This window comes from uncultured Maribacter sp., from assembly GCF_947495965.1.
GTDB lineage: Bacteria > Bacteroidota > Bacteroidia > Flavobacteriales > Flavobacteriaceae > Maribacter_B.
This window is the reverse complement of the sequence record NZ_CANMBB010000003.1, coordinates 306,089-329,432: the sequence shown is the minus strand read 5'-3', so window position 1 is coordinate 329,432 and position 23,344 is coordinate 306,089. Positions and strand designations below refer to the sequence as shown.

The 23,344-nt window shown below is 30.9% G+C and carries 23 protein-coding genes; 17 read left to right on the top strand and 6 right to left on the bottom strand.

The annotated features are described in order from the left end of the window. Positions 1-16: 16 nt before the first annotated feature. Positions 17-1,234: an IS4 family transposase gene (locus Q0820_RS09420; RefSeq protein ID WP_298487258.1), complete on the bottom strand. Its 1,218-nt coding sequence runs from the start codon at positions 1,232-1,234 to the stop codon at positions 17-19. A 529-nt stretch (positions 1,235-1,763) separates the two neighbouring features. Between Q0820_RS09420 and Q0820_RS09415 the strand changes: the two genes are divergently transcribed. Next, positions 1,764-2,348, top strand: a complete 585-nt coding sequence (locus Q0820_RS09415) for a hypothetical protein (RefSeq protein WP_298487256.1) — start codon at positions 1,764-1,766, stop codon at positions 2,346-2,348. Between the two features lie 67 nt (positions 2,349-2,415). Here the strand turns inward: Q0820_RS09415 and Q0820_RS09410 are convergent, their stop codons facing one another. Continuing rightward, positions 2,416-3,048, bottom strand: coding sequence for an MOSC domain-containing protein (locus Q0820_RS09410; RefSeq protein ID WP_298487254.1), 633 nt, complete (start codon positions 3,046-3,048; stop codon positions 2,416-2,418). Between the two features lie 91 nt (positions 3,049-3,139). Further along, positions 3,140-5,026 (bottom strand): molecular chaperone HtpG, encoded by a 1,887-nt coding sequence (gene htpG / locus Q0820_RS09405; RefSeq protein WP_298487253.1) that lies wholly within the window; start codon positions 5,024-5,026, stop codon positions 3,140-3,142. A 156-nt stretch (positions 5,027-5,182) separates the two neighbouring features. On the opposite strand from htpG, the gene Q0820_RS09400 reads away from it, so the two are divergent. The 4 genes from Q0820_RS09400 (at position 5,183) to Q0820_RS09385 (ending at position 8,888) form a co-directional block, all read left to right on the top strand. Continuing rightward, on the top strand, positions 5,183-5,830 hold the full coding sequence (locus tag Q0820_RS09400) for a TetR family transcriptional regulator C-terminal domain-containing protein (protein WP_298487252.1): 648 nt from the start codon (positions 5,183-5,185) through the stop codon (positions 5,828-5,830). A 34-nt stretch (positions 5,831-5,864) separates the two neighbouring features. Beyond that, positions 5,865-7,172 carry an AarF/UbiB family protein gene (locus Q0820_RS09395; RefSeq protein WP_298487251.1) on the top strand — a complete coding sequence of 436 codons (1,308 nt, stop codon included), beginning with the start codon at positions 5,865-5,867 and terminating at the stop codon, positions 7,170-7,172. A gap of 116 nt (positions 7,173-7,288) precedes the next feature. Then, complete coding sequence (locus tag Q0820_RS09390; protein WP_298487250.1) at positions 7,289-8,296, top strand: 3-oxoacyl-ACP synthase III family protein; 1,008 nt, start codon at positions 7,289-7,291, stop codon at positions 8,294-8,296. Positions 8,297-8,528: 232 nt separating this feature from the next. Further along, entirely contained in the window at positions 8,529-8,888 is a 360-nt protein-coding gene (locus Q0820_RS09385; RefSeq protein ID WP_298487247.1) for a CoA-binding protein, read from the top strand. A gap of 7 nt (positions 8,889-8,895) precedes the next feature. Here the strand turns inward: Q0820_RS09385 and Q0820_RS09380 are convergent, their stop codons facing one another. Further along, complete coding sequence (locus tag Q0820_RS09380; RefSeq protein WP_298487246.1) at positions 8,896-10,350, bottom strand: sodium:solute symporter; 1,455 nt, start codon at positions 10,348-10,350, stop codon at positions 8,896-8,898. A 58-nt stretch (positions 10,351-10,408) separates the two neighbouring features. Here Q0820_RS09380 and recR point away from each other — a divergent pair, with 58 nt between their 5' ends. The 11 genes from recR to ftsY all read left to right on the top strand — a co-directional run bounded on the left by recR (position 10,409) and on the right by ftsY (position 18,177). Next, entirely contained in the window at positions 10,409-11,029 is a 621-nt protein-coding gene (gene recR / locus Q0820_RS09375; protein WP_298487244.1) for a recombination mediator RecR, read from the top strand. Between the two features lie 90 nt (positions 11,030-11,119). Next, positions 11,120-12,493 carry a dihydrolipoamide acetyltransferase family protein gene (locus Q0820_RS09370; protein ID WP_298487242.1) on the top strand — a complete coding sequence of 458 codons (1,374 nt, stop codon included), beginning with the start codon at positions 11,120-11,122 and terminating at the stop codon, positions 12,491-12,493. A 75-nt stretch (positions 12,494-12,568) separates the two neighbouring features. Next, a complete protein-coding gene (locus Q0820_RS09365; protein ID WP_298487240.1) occupies positions 12,569-13,345 on the top strand; it encodes a 3'-5' exonuclease in 777 nt (258 codons plus the stop codon). Positions 13,346-13,348: 3 nt separating this feature from the next. After that, a complete protein-coding gene (locus Q0820_RS09360) occupies positions 13,349-14,254 on the top strand; it encodes a carboxypeptidase-like regulatory domain-containing protein (protein ID WP_298487238.1) in 906 nt (301 codons plus the stop codon). A gap of 5 nt (positions 14,255-14,259) precedes the next feature. Further along, positions 14,260-14,871, top strand: coding sequence for a fumarylacetoacetate hydrolase family protein (locus tag Q0820_RS09355; RefSeq protein WP_298487237.1), 612 nt, complete (start codon positions 14,260-14,262; stop codon positions 14,869-14,871). A 5-nt stretch (positions 14,872-14,876) separates the two neighbouring features. Then, positions 14,877-15,215 (top strand): Hpt domain-containing protein, encoded by a 339-nt coding sequence (locus tag Q0820_RS09350; RefSeq protein ID WP_298487235.1) that lies wholly within the window; start codon positions 14,877-14,879, stop codon positions 15,213-15,215. Further along, complete coding sequence (locus Q0820_RS09345) at positions 15,215-16,465, top strand: competence/damage-inducible protein A (RefSeq protein WP_298487233.1); 1,251 nt, start codon at positions 15,215-15,217, stop codon at positions 16,463-16,465. Before Q0820_RS09350 ends, Q0820_RS09345 begins: the two co-directional genes overlap by 1 nt. Before the next feature lie 69 nt (positions 16,466-16,534). Next, the gene (gene rpmB, locus Q0820_RS09340; RefSeq protein WP_121069345.1) at positions 16,535-16,771 is read left to right on the top strand and encodes a 50S ribosomal protein L28; all 237 of its coding nucleotides are present in this window, start codon (positions 16,535-16,537) and stop codon (positions 16,769-16,771) included. Positions 16,772-16,789: 18 nt separating this feature from the next. Beyond that, positions 16,790-16,972, top strand: a complete 183-nt coding sequence (gene rpmG / locus Q0820_RS09335; RefSeq protein WP_099574372.1) for a 50S ribosomal protein L33 — start codon at positions 16,790-16,792, stop codon at positions 16,970-16,972. Between the two features lie 6 nt (positions 16,973-16,978). Then, complete coding sequence (locus Q0820_RS09330; RefSeq protein ID WP_121069344.1) at positions 16,979-17,131, top strand: DUF4295 domain-containing protein; 153 nt, start codon at positions 16,979-16,981, stop codon at positions 17,129-17,131. A gap of 86 nt (positions 17,132-17,217) precedes the next feature. After that, positions 17,218-18,177, top strand: a complete 960-nt coding sequence (gene ftsY / locus Q0820_RS09325; RefSeq protein ID WP_298487229.1) for a signal recognition particle-docking protein FtsY — start codon at positions 17,218-17,220, stop codon at positions 18,175-18,177. A gap of 87 nt (positions 18,178-18,264) precedes the next feature. On the opposite strand, the gene Q0820_RS09320 is transcribed toward ftsY, so the two are convergent. Next, complete coding sequence (locus Q0820_RS09320) at positions 18,265-19,362, bottom strand: serine hydrolase (RefSeq protein ID WP_298487227.1); 1,098 nt, start codon at positions 19,360-19,362, stop codon at positions 18,265-18,267. A gap of 131 nt (positions 19,363-19,493) precedes the next feature. Between Q0820_RS09320 and rimO the strand changes: the two genes are divergently transcribed. Continuing rightward, entirely contained in the window at positions 19,494-20,819 is a 1,326-nt protein-coding gene (gene rimO / locus Q0820_RS09315; protein ID WP_298480950.1) for a 30S ribosomal protein S12 methylthiotransferase RimO, read from the top strand. Between the two features lie 20 nt (positions 20,820-20,839). Here the strand turns inward: rimO and Q0820_RS09310 are convergent, their stop codons facing one another. After that, the gene (locus Q0820_RS09310) at positions 20,840-23,293 is read right to left on the bottom strand and encodes a M14 metallopeptidase family protein (RefSeq protein WP_298487225.1); all 2,454 of its coding nucleotides are present in this window, start codon (positions 23,291-23,293) and stop codon (positions 20,840-20,842) included. Positions 23,294-23,344 lie beyond the last annotated feature (51 nt).

Here is a 23,344-nt window from a genome sequence, read left to right as displayed (position 1 = left end):
TTCCGACCATTTTTTTTTATGTTTCAAGATGGTCTAAATTTCCATCACAAATGACCACGATCATAGCGATAGCTAAATTCCTGAGTTCTATTTTAAATCTTCTTTTGGCAGTTTTATAGCCAATATTGTTAGCTTTTTTATAGATTAAGATTAGCATAGCTACAATTAAAGTCATGTATAACATAACTTCTATTCCGTTTTTATTTAATGATACAAGATGACTTACGTTTAATTCTTGTTTGATAAAACGAAAAAACACCTCAATATCCCATCGTTTTCTATAAGCTTGAGCAATTTCTTTTGCTGATAAATCAAAGTCATTTGTAATAAACCAGAATTCTTTTGGATTGTCTTGTTTTGTTCTCGCTACAATTAAACGAAAAGGAGATTCTACCAACTCTTCTCTATAATGAATGTTTCCTTTTTTATTATGGATTGGTTTTCCTGTATAGAGTTGCACTTTACTATCTTTGATAAGTGTTAATTCTCCTAGATCTAAATTTTGGGCTTGCTTAATTAAAGATTGTAACTCTATATGTTTTCGATTTTCTTTTGCTCTAGCAATAAAAGTAATAGCATCATTAGTAAATGAGTTCATCGTTCTTGTAGATTGAAGCCCTCTATCTATGACATAGATATTTTGATGATGTCTTTCTTGCTTTACATGATTCATTATAGCCTCAGGTAAAGCTATATCTTCACTAGAATACTTGACCTTTGTAAATACTTCTAAATGACAAGGCAACAAACCATCAAAAGCCATACTGTATTTAACAGACTTCTTTCCGTTTTTATGGTCAATACCCTTTAATAATTTCGAAGAAGCCTCACTGACCATAGAGCTATCTACATGAATTAAATGATGTTTTTCCTTGTCCTTATCAGGATAGGCATCTTGAAATTGCTGATAAACACACTGGTATATTTGACGGAAGTAATCGGAATCGATTTTAGATAATCTTTCAGAGATAGAACTTCGTCTTATGGTTTCGGATTTATCTAAATCAAAAAGCGTTTTAAATAGATAGTCATTAAAAGTATCCTCTAAAGTGCGTTGACTTAATTTTTCATTCTCTATAATGCCATAAAGAAGTAAATAGAACATTTTCTTACCATGAAGAACTTTGGTATAGTAATCAACTTTAGTTGTTAATGATAATTTGGATAAAAGTGCTTCTGGTATAACACCTAATAATTGATTTACAGAAATTTTGTGGCCTTTAAACACTGACATAATTAGTTGATTATCAGATAAAAAGATACAAAAAATTAATCGCAAAAACAATATAAATAACTGACAATCAAACAACTAAAACAAAAAAGTCGGAAGAAAAATCTTCCGACCATGACTGGCCATAGGCCTCCCTTTTTTGTTTAAAAGGTTTGTTTTATTATACATCTTTTTTATTAGTATTTAGTATTGTTTTAGATGAAGCTAAAAAGTATGGTTTAAAGAATAGTCGTAAAGTTCATTTTTTTAATAGTATTATAGGTGCTTAGTATTAGATAGTAATTTATAAATTTCATTTTATAGGTTTATTAATAGGGAATACTATCTATGAAATTACCTTTTTATTATGTACCTCTTCATAGTGTATACAGGAGCTAAATCCTTTAATTGTTTGGTAAATTGCCTGTTAACATTAAATTAACCTACTACTAGGGTAATATAGCACATAAATAGGAAAAATGTGTTGTAGTATAGGGTATAAAGCTGCTGTATGTTTGTAGTGTCTTTAATAAGTAATTAAAATATAGACATTATGAAAGCATTTTTAAAAATCACAACCGTAGTTGCCTTTATGTTTATTGCAGCAATAAGCATGGCAAAAGAGCCAAAATTAATTTTGACAGCTTACAGTGAAGCTAAAACGTTAGTATTAGAGTTAGAGAATGCATCTAACAATACATACATAAAGCTTAAAGATAATCAGGGGAATGTTATTTATGCAGAAAGTGTATCTAATGATTTGTATTCTAAGAAATTTAACCTTAAAAACTTAGAAGATGGTGTTTATTTCTTTGAAACAGAAGGAGATTTTAAATCTACCTCTTACTCTATTAAAGTAGAAGATAATAAGTTGGTAATTCTTGATAAAAAAGAAGTTTTAAAGCCATATTTTAAAGAAACAGAAGAAAGTATTTCTATTAATCTTTTAAATCTAGATAAAGAAGACGTAATGATAAAAATCTATGATGAAGATAATAGAGTAGTTTTTGAAGAAGATGTAAAAGATAAAATGGTAGTAGAAAAATCTTTTGATTTTTCAAAAGCATACGAAGGTAACTACACATTATCTGTTACATACGGTGAAAAGAGTTATGAAAAATTTTTTATAGTTAATTAAGTTGGTTTAAGTTAATTTTTTTAGGGAGGCTGGAGAGTCTCCCTTTTTTGTTTTAAAATAATATAAGTTAAAGATATTTCTTTAACTTTTCTTTTTTGTATTCAGGAAGCGTAGAATTACTAATTGCTGTTTTTATAATTTTTTTATCTTTAACTTTAGCATATAATAAATTATAAAACTGTTGTATGGTTAAAGAATTATCTGATTCTTCCACTAACTCAAAACTATCACCAGTTTTTACATTACCTTCTTTTAAAACTTTAATGTAGGTTCCAGGGGATTGGTGTTCAATAAATTCTTTTAAAACTTTTTGAGTACCAAATCTAATACCAAGTTTATAGCAAGGCTCTCTAGGTTGCGTAATTTGCACTTTGCATTCTCCTACTTTATAAATATTTCCAATCCTTAAGGTAGATTCATTTAACCCCTCTACGGTAATGTTTTCTCCAAACATACCCCAGTTCCAATCTAAATTAGGGTATAGGTTTTTCCAATACTCATAATTATCGGCAGAAAATAAATAGCAGGCTTTGTTTACACCACCATGGTGTTTTCTATCTATAACAGTATCCTTTTCAACATCAGACTTTCCTAAAAAAATAGGTTCATTTACAGGATATTTATAAATACCTGTTTGTTCTTCTTTACCATTCCAAACAATAGTAGTGGGTTTAGATATATTTGTAGCAATTACTTTCATATTTTAAAGATAAAAAACCCCTTAGAATAATTATTATCCTAAGGGGTTTTATTTTTACGTGTTAATTGAGATTATTTACAAAAGAAATAGCTTATTTCACCATATCATAACTTCGTTTTATAAACTCAGTTAATTCGGCACCTTTTAATAAACCTTTAGATAGTTTTGCTAAATCTAAAGATTGATTAATTAAGCGTTCTTTTTTCTTAGCTGTTTTGGTGTTTAGAATTTCGCTTACCAGTTCATGGTTCGTATTTACCACTAAGTTGTACATTTCTGGCATATTACCCATTCCAAACATACCGCCACCACCGGTTTGTTGCATCTCTTTCATTCTGCGCATGAATTCTGGCTCTGTAATAATAAAAGGAGAGGCAGAACTATCCATAGCTTCTAATTGAATAGTATAACTTTTACTTTCAATAGTCTTTTCTAAATCGGTCTTTAAAGTTTCTTTTTCCTCATCAGAAAGCTTAGAAATTTGATTTTCCTCTTTTTTAATTAAGTTATCTACATGATCAGAATCTACTCTAACAAAAGTGATATTTTCTTTAGAGCCTTCTAATTTTTGCATTAAGTGCGCAATAATTGGAGAGTCCATTAAAAGAACTTCATACCCTTTAGTTTTTGCAGCTTCAATATAACTGTGCTGTGCTTCTTTGTCTGATGCGTAAAGGATAACTAATTTATCATCCTTATCTGTTTGGTTCGCTTTAATTTTCTCTTGTAACTCATCAAAAGTAAAGAAAGAACCATCTACAGTTGGGTAAAGAGCAAACTTGTCTGCTTTGTCAAAGAACTTATCTTCAGAAAGCATACCATACTCAATAACAATTTTAATATCGTTCCATTTTGCTTCAAAATCTTCTCTATTATTTTTAAATAAAGAAGAAAGTTTATCAGCAACTTTTCTAGTAATGTAAGAGGATATTTTCTTTACTGCACCATCTGCTTGTAAATAAGACCTAGATACATTTAAAGGTATATCTGGAGAATCTATAACACCACGTAACATGGTTAAAAACTCTGGAACAATGCCTTCTACATTATCCGTAACAAATACTTGGTTTTGGTACAGCTGAATTTTATCTTTCTGAACGTTAAGATCGTTTGTTAATTTTGGAAAATAAAGAATACCAGTTAAGTTAAATGGGTAGTCTACATTTAAATGAATATGAAACAAAGGCTCATCAAATTGCATAGGGTACAATTCTCTATAAAAACCTTTATAGTCTTCATCTTCTAAGTCTGCAGGTTGTTTTGTCCATGCAGGGTTAGGATTGTTTATAATATTATCTACCTCTTGTGTAGGCGCTTCATCTTCTTCTTTAGCACCTTCAGGCTTTGGTAAAGTTTCTGTTTTTGTTCCAAATTTTATTGGAACAGGCATAAACTTATTATATTTATTAAGTAACTCTGTAATTCTACCTTCTTCTAAAAACTCAGTAGAATCTTCAGCAATATGTAATATTATTTCGGTTCCGCGATCTTCTTTTTTACTTTCTTCTAAAGTAAAGTTTGGAGACCCATCACAAGACCAGTGGGCAGCAGGTTCCTCTTTAAAACTTTTAGTTATAATTTCTACTTTTTCTGCAACCATAAAAGCAGAGTAAAAACCAAGACCAAAATGACCAATTATACCTGTATCTTTTGCACCGTCTTCATATTTATTTAAAAACTCTTCTGCACCAGAGAAAGCAACTTGGTTTATATATTTTTCAACTTCATCAGAAGTCATACCTAAACCTTGGTCAATAATATGGATTTTTTTACCTTCTTTATCTACTTTAATTTCAATCTTAGGATTACCATATTCTACTTTGGCTTCACCAATAGAGGTTAAGTGTTTTAATTTTAAAGTAGCATCTGTTGCATTAGATATTAATTCACGTAAAAATATTTCGTGATCACTGTATAAGAATTTCTTTATAAGTGGAAATATATTTTCTACGGATACATTAATTTTACCTTGTGACATTTCTATATCTCATTTTAATTGTTAATGATTGTAGCTAGTCAAAAAAAATACCATTCTACATTATAGTGACAAAGTGGCATTATTATTTTTGTTTAAAAATAATTAAAAAAAGTTAAACATTTTGTATTTTTGTATTGTAAATCAAACATTTAATGTATGGCAACAAAAACATCAAGAGAAGATATTATTATAGAAAAGTATATGAATTTTGTTTTAGAACATGAAATGGTTCCTAAATCCATATATAAATTTTGTAAAGCAAATAAAATTAAGGAAGAGGAGTTTTATAATTTTTTTGGTTCTATAGATAGTATTCAAAAAACTATTTGGAGTAAGTTTTTATCAAATACAAGAGAAGTTATTGATAGAAACAAAGACTATAAAGAATTTTCTAATAGGGATAAACTTTTAACTTTCTTTTTTACTTTTTTTGAAATGTTAACATTAAACAGAAGTTATGTATTATTTATTTTAAATAATCGTAATGGCGTTTTAGAGAATATGTCTCAGATTAAGGATTTAAGAGTAGGTATTAAGGCTTTTTCTAAAAGTTTAATTACGAATAGTGCTAAAAAGAAAAATCCTATTTTACTACCTAATTCCTCAAAAATATTTTCGGAAGGAATATGGTTTCAATTTTTATTTCTTTTAAAATTTTGGATGAAGGATACTTCTGCTGGTTTTGAAAAAACAGACATTGCAATAGAGAAATCTGTAAATACCATTTTTGATGTTTTTAATACTACACCCCTTGAAAATATACTAGATTTTGGTAAATTTTTATACAAGGAAAAGTTTGCTTAAAAAAATTGGTGCTATTAATCTTTAGAAAATTTAAATGAAAACATTAGATAAGATACCTACAGGAAAAATTGAGCGTGCTAGTAAACTTTTAAAAACTGGAGTTAAAGTTGGAGGTAACTACGTAAAATATTACAGTGAACGTTTAATAAACTCGGAATTAACTACAGATAAGCTAAATAAAGAAAATGCAGAAGATATTTATGATGGTTTAAAAAGTTTAAAAGGTAGCGCTTTAAAAGTAGCCCAAATGCTTAGTATGGAGAAAAATATGCTTCCTAGTGCATATGTTGAAAAATTTTCGCTTTCACAATTCTCTGTGCCACCATTATCAGCTCCTTTGGTTAGGAAAATATTTAAAAAATATTATGGTAAATTTCCAGAACAAGTTTTTGACACTTTTGATAAAAACTCCATAAACGCGGCAAGTATTGGTCAAGTTCATAGAGCAACAAAAGGAACTAAGAAACTAGCAGTAAAAATTCAATACCCCGGAGTTGCAGATAGTATAAGTAGTGATTTGTCATTGGTGAAACCAATAGCAATTAAAATGTTTAATATTAAGGGTAAAGACTCTGATAAATATTTTAAAGAGGTAGAAAATAAATTAGTAGAAGAAACAGATTATTTATTAGAAATAAAACAAAGTAAAGAAATAACAGAAGCTTGTAGAGCAATACCTAATATATTGTTTCCGGAATATTATCCTGAATTATCTAATGAAAAGGTAATAACTATGGATTGGATGTCTGGACAGCATTTAAGTGAGTATACTAAAACAAATTTTGATACTAAAACAGGAGATAAGTTAGGGCAAGCATTGTGGGATTTTTACATGTATCAAATGCATGGTTTAAGAAAAATGCATGCAGATCCACATCCAGGTAATTTTTTGGTAAGTGATGATGGATTATTAATAGCCATAGATTTTGGTTGCATAAAAGAAATTCCTAGTACTTTTTATGTTCCTTATTTTGAATTAGCGAAAAAGGAGAATATTGAAAATGAAGTTATTTTTTTAGAGAAATTGTATGAATTAGAAATCTTATCGGATAAAGACTCTGAAGAAGAAATAGAATATTTTAAAGAACTATTTAAGGAAATGCTATCCATTTTTGTTAGCCCTTTTTTAAATGAAGAGTTTAATTTTGGAGAAGAAGATTTTTGGAACAGAATTGCAAATTTAAGTGAACGATATTCTAAAGATCCCAAGATTAGAAAAATGAATGGTAATAGAGGTTCAAAACATTTCTTATACATAAATAGAACATTTTTTGGCCTATATAATTTGTTACATGACTTAAAGGCTACTATAAAAGTTAACAGCTTTATGAGTTATATGTAATTACAGTTTTATTTGCCTAAATAAAAATCAATTCTTTTTTACTTATATTACATTTTTAAATTTTTTAAGTAAATATTAAAAGACTTAATTTTGGAGTCTTTTTCAATAAAATTTATATGTACAATTCTAAAATTACTGGGTTAGGATATTACGTTCCAGACAATGTAGTAACTAATGACGATTTATCTAAGGTAATGGATACCAATGATGCTTGGATACAAGAAAGAACAGGCATACAAGAACGCAGGCACGTAGCTTCTAAAGAAGACACCACAACGTCTATGGGAGTAAAAGCAGCTAAAATAGCTATTGAAAGAGCTGGAATAGATAAGGATGATATTGATTTTATTGTTTTTGCTACTCTAAGCCCTGATTATTACTTTCCTGGTCCTGGAGTTTTGGTACAGAGAGATTTGGGAATAAAAACAGTAGGAGCTTTAGATGTTAGAAACCAATGTTCTGGTTTTGTTTATGGTATTTCTGTAGCAGACCAATATATAAAAAGTGGTATGTATAAAAATATACTAGTTATTGGTTCTGAAGTACACTCTCGTGGTTTAGATATGACAACAAGAGGCAGAAGTGTTTCTGTAATATTTGGAGATGGTGCTGGAGCCGCAGTTTTAAGTAGAGAAGAGGATACTACTAAAGGAATACTTTCTACGCATTTACATTCTGAAGGACAGCATGCAGAAGAACTAGCATTACTTGCACCGGGAATGGGAAAAAGATGGGTTACAGATATTATTGAAGAAAATAACCCTAATGATGCATCTTATTTTCCAGTAATGAATGGGCAGTTTGTATTTAAAAATGCAGTAGTTCGTTTTAGTGAGGTAATTATGGAAGGACTGTCTAAAAATAATTTAGAACCAACAGATATTAATATGTTAGTGCCGCACCAGGCTAATCTTAGAATAGCACAATTTATTCAGAAAAAATTTAATTTGAGTAATGATCAGGTATTTAATAATATAATGAAGTATGGTAATACAACAGCTGCTTCTATTCCAATAGCTTTAACAGAAGCATGGGAACAAGGTAAAGTTAAAAAAGGAGACCTTGTTGTTTTAGCTGCTTTTGGCAGTGGCTTTACTTGGGGTAGTGCTATTATTAGATGGTAAGTTTATTAGATTATAAAGGTTTATAAAATTCGAAACCCCAACATTGCTGTTGGGGTTTCTTCGCTGATAGACTATACTAAACACTAACCATTAACTATAAACATATAGCGTAATCAACGACATAGCTTTTATTTATTTTTAAACAATCCAGGTATTTATTAACTAATAGACGCTTTTTTATCGAAAAAGTTACAATTTAACAAATATTTAACTCTCTAATAAAATTCCTTCCATGAAGAAAACATTAGTAATAGGAGCATCATTAAATCCTAACCGCTATAGTAATATAGCTATTCATCGTTTAGTTGAAAATGGAACTCCAACTGAGGCCTTCGGTTTAAAACTTGGGACTGTTTCTGGTGTCCAAATTAAGACTAAATTTATTCATTTTCAAAATATTAACACTATAACTTTATATTTAAATCCAAAACGGCAAGAAGCGTACTACAAAAACATAGTGGATTTACGTCCAGAACGTGTAATTTTCAACCCGGGAACTGAGAACCCTGTGTTTTACTCTATCTTAGAAGAAAATGGTATAAAAGTAGAAGTAGCTTGCACCTTAGTATTGTTAGCTACAAATCAGTATTAATTAAAACTTATTTTTTTATTCTAATAAGCCATAATCCAATAAAAGTTAAAAGGCCGTTTATTGGTAAAAGTTCATACCCAACTTTATAACCTCCTAAACTTTCTGAAGGAATATTAGAAAAACTATAAATTAGAGCTACAGATAGTATAGCAACTAGCCAAACATATTTGTCTTTTACTTGGTGATTAGTGAAAATGCCAAAAGAAAATAAACCTAATAAAGGGCCATATGTATATGCGGCTACCTGTAAAAGACCATCTATTACATTGGTGTCTAATACATGTTTAAAAATTATAACCACTATAATTAGTAAAACACTCATTCCAACGTGTACAAGTTTTCTTGTTTTTTTTTGATTTTCTTTCTTTTCTAATTCTAAAAAATCTACACAAAAAGAAGTAGTTAAGGAGGTTAACGCGCTATCTGCGCTACTGTAAGCTGCAGCAATGAGTCCCAGCATAAAAGTAATGCCTATTACAGAGCCTAGACCACTATTTAAAGCAATTTCAGGGAAAAGTAAATCGGTTTTAGCTTTGCCGTCTAAAAGAGGTATGGCAATATTCATTTTACTAGCGTAAATAAATAAAAGAGCACCCAAAAGAAGAAATATAAAATTTACAACAACAAGAACTATACTAAAGGAAACTACATTTTTTTGCGCATCTTTTAAAGATTTGCAAGTTAAGTTCTTTTGCATCATGTCTTGGTCTAAACCAGTCATGCATATTGCAATAAATAAACCTCCTAAGAACGATTTTATAAAATAATTTTTACTATAAAAATCTTCTGAGAATATAATTTTATTGTAGTTTGTTAACTCTTTAGAGTTTAAAAAGTCTATAAAACTCCAGTTTAGTTTATCTGTAATAAAGTAGATAGATAAAATCACAGAAGTTAGCATAAAAAGAGTTTGTAAAGTATCGGTCCAAACAATAGTTTTAATCCCTCCTTTAAAGGTATATACCCAAATTAATAAAACAGAGAGTGCTACAGTAATTTCAAATCGAATATTTAAATCATCAAAAACAAATTGCTGTAAAACAAGAGCCACTAAGAATAAACGAAAAGAAGCTCCTAGTACTCTAGAAATAAAGAAAGAGATTGCACCTACTTTATAGCTGGTAGCTCCAAAACGCTGATTTAAATATTCATAAATAGAGGTTACGTTTAATTTGTAATAAATAGGAAGAAGAACGTAAGCAATTACAAAATACCCAACAAAATATCCAAAAACAACTTGCATATAGCTAAATTCTGAAGCAGCTACCCATCCAGGAACAGAAATAAATGTGACACCAGAAAGAGAGGCTCCAATCATGCCAAAAGCAACTAAATACCAAGGAGATTTTTTGCCCGCTTTAAAAAAATCGGTATTAGTATCATTTTTACCAGTGAAATAGGAAATTACTAAAAGAAATAAAAAGTAAATTGTAATAAGAATAAGTATATAGGAGGCGGTCATAGAAATAAATTTCCAATGCAAAGTACAAAAAGTAAAAATAGTATGTAATTTTGTAGGTATGGATTTTTCTTCTAAACTTTTAGAGAATGCGGTGTATGAAATGTCTCAATTGCCGGGAATAGGTAAGCGCACGGCATTGCGTTTGGTTTTGCATTTGTTAAAACAACCAGACCAAAGAACAGAGAGTTTGGCTAGTTCTTTATTAGACCTAAAAGAAAAGATACAGTTTTGTAGTAATTGCCATAATATATCAGATACATTGCTATGCGAAATTTGTGCAAATACAAAAAGAGATTCCTCATTAGTTTGCGTGGTAGAAGATATTAGAGATGTAATGGCAATAGAGAATACAGGACAGTTTAGAGGAACTTACCATGTTCTTGGTGGTAAAATATCTCCAATGGAAGGAATAGGGCCGCAAGATTTAACAATAAACGCATTAGTTACTAAAGTAAAAAAAGGAGAAATAAAAGAACTCATTTTTGCGTTAAGTTCTACAATGGAAGGCGATACCACTAATTTTTATATTTACAAACAAATTTCGGGATTAGGAGTAAGTACCTCTACAATTGCAAGAGGTATAGCAGTAGGAGATGAGTTAGAATATGCAGATGAGGTAACTTTAGGAAGAAGTATACTTAATAGAGTACCTTTTGAAGGTTCTTTAAAGTCTAATTAATAGGTTAAATATATTAAAAATTCAGTTTTTTGCTTTAATTTTTGTTATTTTTGCAAAAAATTTAGCTAAATAAGCTTAGTAGATAGGAATATGGCAAAGTTTGAATTAAAGTTACCGAAAATGGGAGAGAGTGTTGCGGAGGCAACATTAACAACTTGGTTAAAAGAGGTAGGAGATGAAATTGAAATGGATGAAGCTGTTTTTGAAATAGCTACAGATAAAGTAGATTCTGAAGTGCCGAGTGAGGTAGATGGGATTTTAGTAGAGAAACTTTTTAATGTAGATGATGTTGTTAAGGTAGGACAAACAGTTGCAATAATTAGTACGGATGGTGATGCTCCTGAAGAGGTTTTTATAAAAGAAGAAGCCGAAGAACAAATAGAAGCATCTGTACAAGAAATAGAAGAAACTATTGTGATTGCTAAAGATTCTGTGCAAGCACCAGTACTAGGGCAAAGCTCTACAGATCGCTTTTATTCTCCACTAGTAAAAAATATAGCTAAACAAGAGGGAGTTACCATTGAAGAATTAGATGCAATTCCTGGAACAGGTAAAGAAGGAAGGGTTTCTAAAAATGATATAATTAACTATGTAGCTTCTAGAAAAACTAAAAATAAAGCTCCCGAAGTTGTTTTAGAAAAAGTTTCGAAAAGTACGGAGTCTATTCCTGTTTCTAAACCACTAGTGAATGTTGTTAAACCAGCGGCAGCAGAAACTAATAAAGCAGCAGAAACTAATAAAATAGAAAGCTCTAGTGGGCATGAGGTTATAGAAATGTCTAGAATGGGAAAACTTATAGCTAAGCATATGGTAGATAGTGTTTCTACATCTGCACATGTTCAAAGTTTTATAGAGGTAGATGTTACAAACCTTGTAAACTGGCGTAATAATGTTAAAAAAGCTTTTGAAGAACAAGAAGGAGAAAAATTAACCTTTACACCAATATTCTTAGAGGCAGTAGCAAAAGCTCTTAAAAAATATCCTTTAATGAATATTTCTATTCAAGGCGATACTGTTATAAAAAAGAAAAATATTAATATAGGTATGGCAGCTGCTTTGCCAGATGGTAATTTAATTGTGCCAGTAATTAAAAATGCAGACCAATTAAATTTAGTTGGTATGGCAAAGGTTGTAAATGATCTTGCAGTACGTTCTAGGAATAATGCTTTAAAGCCAGATGAGGTTCAAGATGGTACGTACACTGTAACAAACGTAGGGACTTTTGGTAGTGTTTTTGGAACACCAATTATAAACCAGCCTCAAGTTGGTATTTTGGCATTGGGTGCAATACGTAAAATACCATCTGTTATAGAAACTTCAGAAGGAGATTACATAGGTATACGTAGTAAAATGTATTTATCGCATAGCTATGACCATAGAGTGGTTAACGGTGCGTTGGGAAGCATGTTTGTAAAGGCTGTTGCAGATTATTTAGAGGCTTGGGATATAAATAGGGATTTTTAAATTGTAATTAATTATAGGTTTCCATTTTGCTTAATCTTTCTAACACGTATCTTTGTTAAAATTTTAAACAAAACCATGGAGTTAAAGCTAACAAGGCCTATTTGTTTTTTCGATTTAGAAACAACAGGAGTAAATGTTGCAAAAGATAGAATAGTAGAAATTGCAATCCTTAAAATTTTTCCAAACGGAAATAAAGAAAGTAAAACTTGGTTAGTTAATCCAGAAATGACTATTCCTGCTAATGTAGTAGAGGTGCATGGTATAACTAATGAACAAGTTGCTAATGAACCTACATTTAAAGAACTTTCCAAAGAAATTTATAATATGATAAAGGATAGTGATTTGGGTGGGTTTAATTCCGACCGTTTTGATATTCCTTTATTGGCAGAAGAATTACTACGTGCCGATATAGATTTTGATATGAAAAACACAGTTTCTGTAGATGTGCAAACCATTTTTCATAAAATGGAAAAAAGAACTTTAGAAGCAGCGTATAAATTTTATTGTGATAAAAATTTAACGGATGCCCACAGTGCAGCAGCAGATACAAATGCTACTTACGAGGTATTATTGTCTCAATTAGATAGGTATCCAGAATTAGAGAATAATATAAAAAAACTGTCAGAATTTTCAAGAAGAAAGCAATCTGTAGATTTTGCAGGTTTTATTGCTTTAGACGAAAACGGAGAAGAAATTTTCTCCTTTGGAAAGCACAAAGGAAAAAAAGTACATGATGTTCTGGAAAAAGAGCCTGGTTATTTTGGTTGGATTTTAAATGCAGACTTTCCATTGTATACTAAAAAGGTTCTTACGCAAATTAAACTTAGTAAGTTAAATAATAAGTTAGGTTAACAAATGCGATATATATTTTTTTTGTTTGCTGTTTTTCAGTTGCAAGCTCAGGAGGTTTTATTTGAAGGTCATGTTTATGATCATAAAACAAAAGAGCCTATTCCATATGTAAACCTTAGTTTCTTAAATACCTTAAAGGGAACCTCTACAGATGATGATGGTCACTTTTATATAGATGTTCCTAAGCCATATTTAGAAAAACAATTACATATATCCTCCTTGGGATATAAGGACACAATTGTGGTAGCAAATGATATTCATAAAACAAAAAAGTTTCATTTAGTAGAAGAGTCTTTTGAGTTAGATGAGGTGGTTGTTACACAATCCTTAGGTAACTCAGATGTTTTAAATCCGGTAAGTAGTTACAGTTTAACAAGCGGGTTCTCATCTTCATCAACTCCTTGGGTATTGGCTTTGTATTTTCCAAATATTGGAGCGCAAAAGAAATTTGTAAATAAGGTAACTGTATTTTTTCAAAAAAATAAAAACTTTAAAAGACCAAGTTCTAAATTTAGAATACGAATATATGGTGTGGATAGTAAGACCAAAAAGCCAAGTATAGATTTATTAAGAAAAAGTATTGTCTTGGAAACGCGAACAGATAAAGATTATGTTTCTATAGATTTAAAAGCATTAAATATAAAAGTGCCTAAAGAAGGTGTTTATGTTGGTTTAGAATGGTTGTTTGTGCCTTATAATTGGTATACTACAACTACAATTCATCCATTAACTAATAAGAAAATTGTAGAAGATCGTTTTGCTCCAACCTTTGGAGGAGTGTATAATAAGAATCAGAATTATAAGGCAATGGTATATGGAATGGGAGATTGGACAGATTTCACTGTAAAATCTAAAGACAAGTCTAAGAATTTTATCCCAGCTATTAGTCTTAAGGTTTCTAAAGAATAATTATTATGAAAATAATATGTATTGGTCGTAATTATACAGCACATATAGAGGAACTCAAAAATGAAAGACCAGAAGATCCAGTAGTTTTTATTAAACCAGACTCTGCAGTTTTACCTAAGGAACAAGATTTTTATATTCCAGAATTTTCTAACGATGTGCATTATGAAGTAGAAGTACTAGTGAAAATAAAAAAAGTAGGAAAACATATTCAACAGAAATTTGCACACAAATATTACGATGAAATTGGTTTAGGAATAGACTTTACAGCAAGAGATTTGCAGTCTAAATTAAAAGAAAAGGGACTGCCTTGGGAAAAAGCGAAAGGTTTTGATGGTGCAGCTGTTGTTGGTAATTGGCTTCCAATAAATACTTTTAAGGATATAAATGCAATAAATTTTGAATTGCAAAAGAATAAGGAGATAGTCCAGAAAGGAAATACAAGTTTAATGTTGTGGAAAATAGACGAACTAATAGCTTATGTGTCTCAATATTTTATGTTAAAAAAAGGAGATATAATTTTTACGGGTACACCTGCGGGTGTTGGTAAAGTAGAGCCAAATGATTATCTTACAGGAGCAATTGAAGGTAAAGAACTTTTTTCTTTAAAAATTAAATAATAATAATGATATACAGTTTAGATAAAATAAATGAAATGGCAGAAGGTGATGAGGAATTTATTGTTTCTGTAATTTCTGTTTTTTTAGAAGAAGTCCCAGTAGATTTAGAAGCTTTAGAAAAAGCTTTAACAGAGATGAATTATGAACAAGTTTACCAATTAGCGCATAAAATAAAACCTAATGTAGATTTATTAGGAATGGAACAAACAAGAGCTGCTGCATTAGAAATAGAAACTCTTGGTAAAAATGAAGCTAATATGGAAGAAATAAAAAAAGTATTTCCAATACTTAAAACCGATGTAACACAGGTAGTTTCTGAACTTAAAAAAGATTTTAATCTTTAATGAATGCAGAAATAATTACTATTGGTGATGAAATTCTCATTGGACAAATAGTAGATACTAACTCTGTTTTTATTGCTAAAGAGCTTAATAAAATTGGAGTATCGGTATACCAGATAACATCTATACAAGATGATAAAGAGCATATTCTTAACGCTCTTAAAGAAGCAAAAAGTAGAGCAAAAATTGTAATAATAACTGGGGGTTTAGGGCCAACAAAAGATGATATTACAAAACATACTTTGTGTGAATTTTTAGAAGATACCCTTGTAGAGAATAAACAAGTTTTAAAGCATGTAGAAGGGTTATTTGCTAAATATTATAAAGATAAACCACTTAGTCAAATTAATAAAAACCAAGCATTAGTACCATCTAAAGCAGAGGTGCTACAAAATGATTTTGGAACAGCACCAGGAATGTGGATGGTACATGAGGGAACTGTTTTTGTTTCTCTTCCTGGGGTGCCTTTTGAGATGAAAAATCTTATAAGCACCCAAGTTGTGCCTAGGATAATTGAGCAATTTGAGTGTCCGTATATAATGCATAAAACAATTGTTACTTACGGTATAGGAGAAAGTGCTTTAGCAGAGAGGTTAGAAGATTGGGAAGTTAATTTGCCAGACTTTGTTAAGTTAGCATATCTTCCAAGTTTAGGTAAGGTTCGTTTGCGTTTAAGTGCAAAAGGAGAAAATAAACAAGAGTTAATAGATGCTATAGATAAGGAGTGTGCAAAGCTTAATCGTTTAATTAATGATGTTGTTTATGGGATGGAAGATGAAGAAAGTGTAGAAATGGTTGTAGCATCATTATTAACAAATAAAAAAAGGTCTTTAGCAACAGCGGAAAGTTTTACAGGAGGAAAAATAGCTAATGTAGTAACCTCTGTACCAGGAGCATCTTCCTATTTTAAAGGAAGTGTTGTTAGTTATGCTACAGAAGCAAAAGAAAATGTTTTACAGGTGCCTAAAGAGGTAATAGAAAAACATTCTGTAGTTAGCGAAGCGGTGGCAAAAGAAATGGCTTTAGCTGCAAAAAAAATGTTTAATTCAGATTTTGCAATTGCAACAACAGGAAATGCTGGGCCTACTAAAGGGGATTCTAATGCGGAGGTAGGAACTGTTTTTATAGCCATTGCTACACCCAAAGAAGTGGTTTGTGAAGAATTTATGATGGGAGCTCAACGAGAAAGGGTGGTAGAGAAGTCTGTAAATAAGGCTTTTGAGATGCTACAAAAAGAAATTTTAAATTTCTGAAAAAGAAGTTTGCCAGTACCATAAAAAAGATATAAATTTGCACCCTGTTTAAAAGAAAAATTCTGCGCAATGTCAAAAGTTTGTGAAATTACTGGAAAAAGGGCTATGTTTGGGAACAACGTATCGTTCTCAATTAATAAGACCAGAAGAAGATTTAATGTAAACCTTTCCAAGAAAAGATTTTACATTCCTGAAGAAGATCGTTGGGTAACCTTAAAGGTTTCCGCTAAAGCGTTGAAAATTATCAACAAAAAAGGTATTTCGGCTGTTTTAAAAGACGCCAAAGCTAATGGATTAGTTAAGTAATCCTAAAATTCAACAAAAATGGCAAAAAAAGGCAATAGAATTCAGGTTATATTGGAGTGTACAGAGCATAAAGAATCTGGACAACCAGGTACATCTAGATACATAACAACAAAGAACAAGAAGAATACTCCGGAAAGGATGGAAATTAAAAAATTCAACCCTATCCTTAAGAGAATGACAGTTCATAAAGAAATAAAATAGTAAGTCATGGCAAAGAAGACGGTAGCAAGTTTACAAACAAGTTCTAAGAGATTGACTAAAGCCATTAAAATGGTAAAGTCACCTAAGACAGGAGCATATACTTTTGTAGAATCTGTTATGGCACCAGAATTGGTGAACGAATGGATTGCAAAAAAGTAACTAACTAACTTAAATTATTTTTTAAAGCCTCTTTCTTATGAAAGAGGCTTTTTAATTTTTTATATTTGAGTAACTATAGGTAAGATATGAGTTTATTTAAAAAAATATTTTCTTCTAAAAAGAAAGAAACCCTAGATAAAGGGTTAGAAAAGAGTAAAACTACTTTTTTTTCTAAATTAGGAAAAGCAGTTGCTGGTAAATCTAAAGTAGATGATGATGTTTTAGATAATTTAGAAGAAGTTTTAGTTTCTTCGGATGTAGGGGTAGATACTACATTAAAAATAATTGATAGAATAGAAGCTCGTGTTTCTAAAGACAAATATTTAGGTACAGACGAATTAAATGTAATTTTAAGAGAAGAAATTGCAGGACTATTATCAGAAACTCACTTAGGAGAAGAAACAGAATATAGTATTCCAAAAGATAAAAAGCCATATGTAATCATGGTTGTAGGAGTTAATGGGGCAGGTAAAACTACTACTATTGGAAAACTAGCGCATCAATTTAAAAAACAAGGTTTAAAAGTTGTTTTAGGAGCAGCAGATACGTTTAGAGCAGCAGCGATAGACCAGTTGCAGGTTTGGGCAGATAGGGTAGATGTGCCAATTGTAAGGCAAGATATGGGAAGTGATCCTGCTTCTGTAGCTTTTGACACCTTAAGTTCTGCAGTAACGCAAGATGCAGATGTTGTAATTATAGATACTGCTGGGCGTTTGCATAATAAGGTGAACTTAATGAATGAGTTAACTAAAGTAAAGCGTGTTATGCAAAAAGTTGTAGCCAACACTCCTAATGAAGTACTTTTGGTTTTAGATGGTTCTACTGGGCAAAATGCTTTTGAACAAGCTAAGCAGTTTACAAAAGCAACAGAGGTTACTTCTTTAGCAATCACAAAATTAGATGGTACTGCAAAAGGTGGTGTTGTTATAGGTATATCGGATCAATTTAAAATTCCAGTAAAATATATTGGAGTTGGGGAAGGAATAGAGGATTTGCAAGTTTTTAATAAATTTGAATTTGTAGATTCCTTCTTTAATTTAAAGTAGCTTTCCTAAAAGAATACTATAAAAGCCCTTTAAAATAATGCTATTTTAAAGGGCTTTCTTAATATAATTTTTTTTACCAACAGCAAACTACTCAATAACAGCATTAATTTTAAGCCATAATTCATTGTCAAAACTAGAAGGGCCTAATTGCATTTCTTCTGCGCTATCTCCACATCGTACAACAACTAAATCTTGGCTTGGAATAACATATATTTTTTGGTCATCTGCACCTAAAGCAGCAAACATATCTTCCGGAGCACTAGGTACTAACGATCCTTGTTTTACAATTTGCGAGGTAGTACCCATATAGCTTTCCTTCCCATTAAGCCACCATAAATAACCATAAGATTTATTTAGGTCTTGAGAAGTATTTACCATTGCATCATAATAACTTTTGCTAATAATGGTTTCGGAGTCCCAAACACCTTTGTTTTCAATTAATAGCCCCCAACGTGCCATAGTTCTGGTGTTACTAGAGTAAAGAGTTAGTAAGGTTTGTTCGTTCCAAGAGCCAGTCATGCCTATTTTATCTCTTATTTTAGAATAGAAGTAGGTGTTAAAATTTATACCCGTAGCATTGGTTACAATATCTTTTAATTTTGTAAATGCACCCTGGTGGTATGCCCATCTAGTTCCGGCATCTGCTTCATAATCAAAACAAGAAGGAGAAGTGCAAATCCATTTTAGAGTTTGTCCCACATAATCATTTAAACCAGTAGACATGCTAAGGTGGTCTTTAACGGTTATTAAATCTTGCTTTTCTTTAGTTAAAGATGACCAATTAGCTCCTAAATAATCAGAAGATTTGTTGGTAATAGATAAAAAACCTTCTTCCTGTGCAATGCCAATAGTACTAGAGACTAATGTTTTTCCAGCAGAATACCAGTTCCATTCCTCATTTTCAGAATGCCCATTAAAATATTTTTCAACAACAATCCTACCATTTTTAAGAATAATAAAACCCTTCGAATTTTTAGTTTTTAAATAATCATATAAATCTGGTAAATTTTCTTCCTTCCAATTTAATTGTTCAGGAGTAATAGTTTCCCATGTAGTACTACCTATTTCTGGAAAATATATTCCGCTAGGAATTATGCTGTCTTCTGTTTTATTATCATTGTCTTTTGAACAAGATATTATTAATAGACTAATGATTATAATAAAGATTCTGAAGTGTTTTTTCATCTATTTAAATCGTTTTTATTTAATCTTAGACAGGTGTAAATGGTATAGGTTTAACGTTTTTGGGTAAGAAATCGTATGAAAACAATATTGTTCGTTATGCTTATTGTATTTTTGCGCACTATTTTACAGTTATGAGAACAAAATCACTTAAAAAGAACAAAATCAATGTAGTAACTTTAGGTTGCTCTAAAAATGTATACGACTCTGAGGTGTTAATGGGGCAACTTCGTGCTAATGATAAAGAGGTAGTCCATGAAGAAGAGGGTAACATTGTAGTTATTAATACTTGTGGTTTTATTGCAAATGCAAAAGAAGAGAGTGTAAATACTATTTTAGAATATGTAGAAAAGAAAAATGCTGGGGATGTAGATAAAGTTTTTGTTACTGGGTGTTTAAGTGAAAGATATAAGCCAGACTTACAAAAAGAAATTCCAAACGTAGATGAGTTTTTTGGAACAAGTGAGTTGCCTAGTTTATTAAAAGCTCTAGAAGCAGATTATAAGCATGAGTTAATAGGGGAACGATTAACTACAACGCCAAAAAATTATGCTTATTTAAAGATTGCAGAGGGTTGTGATCGTCCTTGTTCTTTTTGTGCTATTCCAATAATGAGAGGAAAGCATAAAAGTACTCCTATTGAAGATTTAGTGGTAGAGGCAGAAAAGTTAGCTGCAAAAGGTGTAAAAGAATTAGTTTTAATAGCTCAAGATCTTACGTATTATGGATTAGATTTATATAAGAAGAGAAACTTAGCAGAGTTATTAAAAGCGTTGGTAAAGGTTGAAGGAATAGAGTGGATTCGTTTACATTATGCATTCCCAACTGGTTTTCCTATGGATGTATTAGATGTAATGAATGAGGAGCCTAAGGTTTGTAATTATTTAGATATTCCATTACAGCATATATCAGATTCTGTTTTAAAAAGTATGCGTAGAGGAACTACACATGCTAAAACAACGCAGTTAATTAAAGATTTTAGAGCAGCGGTACCAAATATGACTATAAGAACAACACTAATTGTTGGATACCCGGGAGAGACAGAAGAAGACTTTTTAGAGCTTAAAAATTGGGTAGAAGAAATGCGTTTTGAGCGTTTGGGTTGTTTTACTTATAGCCATGAAGAAAATACACATGCTTATACTTTAGAAGATAATGTTCCTGAGGATGTAAAGCAAGATCGTGCAAACCAAATTATGGAAATACAATCTCAAATTTCATGGGAGTTAAACCAACAGAAAATAGGAGAAACTTTTCGTTGTATTATAGACCGTAAAGAAGGGAATTATTTTATTGGTAGAACAGAGTTTGATTCTCCAGATGTAGATAATGAAGTACTTATTGATGCTACAAAATACTATATTAAACATGGTGAATTTGTAGATATAAAAGTAAATGAAGCTGCCGATTTTGATTTGTATGGCGAGCCAGTAGAGCAATCAAACTTTATTAGAGAATAAAAGGCGGACTTATTATTTTTTTAGTTCACCATAAAGATTGCATTTGCAAAAAATAGTTTTCCATTTTCCCAAAAGCCCCTAAATAAAGGGTTGTCTACCATATATGTTACATTTCCCTTTTTTAAGGATTGTGTACCATAAATTAGCGTGTTTTGTACTTTTTTCTGAGCATTACTACCCGCAAATCCAGATACAGGTTTTGAGTTTTGTTCTTCTAAATATACAGCGTTTCCTTTTTCTAAAAATTCGTAAGCATCACTGCCTAATTTAAGAGTAAAATAAGTGTTGCTGTAGCCATAAGAAAGTGGGTGGGTTGGGTCTACTTCTGTTTTAAAAATAGCTCCGGTAATTGCATTTTTAATTTGTTCTCTTTCATTTCTTTCGTAAGATTTAGGGTTTTTTATACTGTCTTGTTCTATTACCTTTTTCTTTATTTTAAAATCCTGTTTGTTAATAAAACTTTGCAAAGCTTTTCCCATTACAATAAGGTTGCCACCATTTTCTACCCAGTTGTGTATTGCAATTACTCTTTTACTAGTCATGAAGGAAGAATAATTAGAGCCGCTAGGTAAAATTAATATATTGTAATTAGATAAATTAACCGTGTCAAAATAATTGGCATCCAGAACAGATATAGGGTAATTAATTTGTTCTTCAAAAAAGTGCCAAATTTCACCAAAACGTAAGGTAGAAGTTGGTTTTCCAGAAAGAATAGCAACTTTAGTATCAGAAATTATTTGCACCGAGTTAGACCCAAAATCTTTTCCAGAATCTACAAAACCAGTTTTTGTAGCAAAAAGTTTTTTTTCATGGGCATTAGCAATTTTTTCAAGCTCATCTGCAAAACTCTTATGATTAGAGTTGTCTAATTTGGTAATTATTAAACTTCCACGATTATACGTTTTTCCTTCCATCTTAAAAGGAGTTTTACTATACCTAACTTTAATTTTTTCTTGTAAAACTGCAGCTAAAAATTTTGCATCTTTTATACTGTTCCAATCTGTAATGTAGGCGTATGCATTGGGGTCTAGAGAATTGGTTTTTAAGTTGTTTTTTTCATAAGTTTTACTTGGGGCTATAGCAGTGGTTGCTACACCATTTAGACCATACGCATAAGGTAAAGACCATGCAGTAATATCATACGTTAAAGAGTCGGTTAATTTTGTTTTTGGCTCAAACAAAACTTTAACTAGTGTACTTTTAGGTTGCTTTGTAGATACTACTAAACTACTAGTGGTACTTTTAAAAGTCCCTGTTTTACTGGTATTAAAAAGGTATCCCTTTAAATTTGCATTTTGCCCTTGTTGGTATTGTATTTGGTGTTGGTCTAATAATTTAGTTAGGGCTGTAATTTTATCTTCTGAGCCATTTAAAACATAGCTATTGTATTTGTAATTTTTAGTTTCATAAAACTTCTTAAATTCTTCATTAAGTTTTTTTCCGTTTTTTGATGCAACCTCAATAGTAGATATTCCTGTAGTTAAATGATGGCTATAACGATCTTGTAACGTTAATATGTCTCCAGCGTATGTTTTTATAGCTAAGCCAGCTCTTCCGCTGCCACCTTGTTCGTAGGTCATTCCAATACTACCGTTGTAGGTAGGGTAGGTATCTCCATAGCTAGGATACAATAAGTCAAAAACTTCTTTTGTAAAATATAGCCATCCATTTTTGTTAAAATATTTTGCGTGGTTTTTTCCAATGGTGGTCTGAAAGTCTCTTTGAAATTTTGTAATGGCTTCATGATAAGGTTCTGCAGCAGGAGCAAAATAATAAGGACTATCCACGCCTTGTTCATGAAAATCTACATGTATATGCGGTAGCCATTTATTGTAAAACTTTAGTCGCTTTATGCTTTCAACTTGTGTTAACCAAGCCCAGTCTCTATTTAAATCGAACATATAATGGTTGCTTCTGCCGTTCCACCATTCTTCATGGTGTTCTTTACTATTAGGGTCTATGGTTATGTCTTTATTTTTATATTGGTTATACCAATTTACATACCTATCCCTTCCATCTGGGTTAACACAAGGGTCCAAAATAATTATGGTATTTTCTAAGTAAGTTTTTTTGGAGGTAAGTAGTTCGTATATGGTTTGCATTGCAGCCTCTGTTCCAACACTTTCGTTTCCATGAACATTGTAACTTAACCAAACAATAGCTTTATTATTGGCGCCACTTCCAGTTGTGTTTTTTAAATGTTCTAAACGTATGTTATCTAAATTTTCAATATTTTCTTTAGAAGATATGTATGCTAAAACTAAGGGTCTTTTTTCGTTAGTTTTACCATACTCTACTAATTTTACATTAGAAGCTGCAGCTGTAGAAACATGTTTAAAATAATCTATTACTTGATGATGCCTTGAAAAATGGGAACCAATTTTATAGCCTAAAAAGTTAGAAGGGGATTGTAGTTTTTGAGCAAAAGAAAAAGTAGAAAAGAATACTATTAAGGCAAGTAAAAGCTTTTTCATTAACAGTTAGTTTAAGTACTAAAAAATCAAATCTAACAAATATTAATGAAT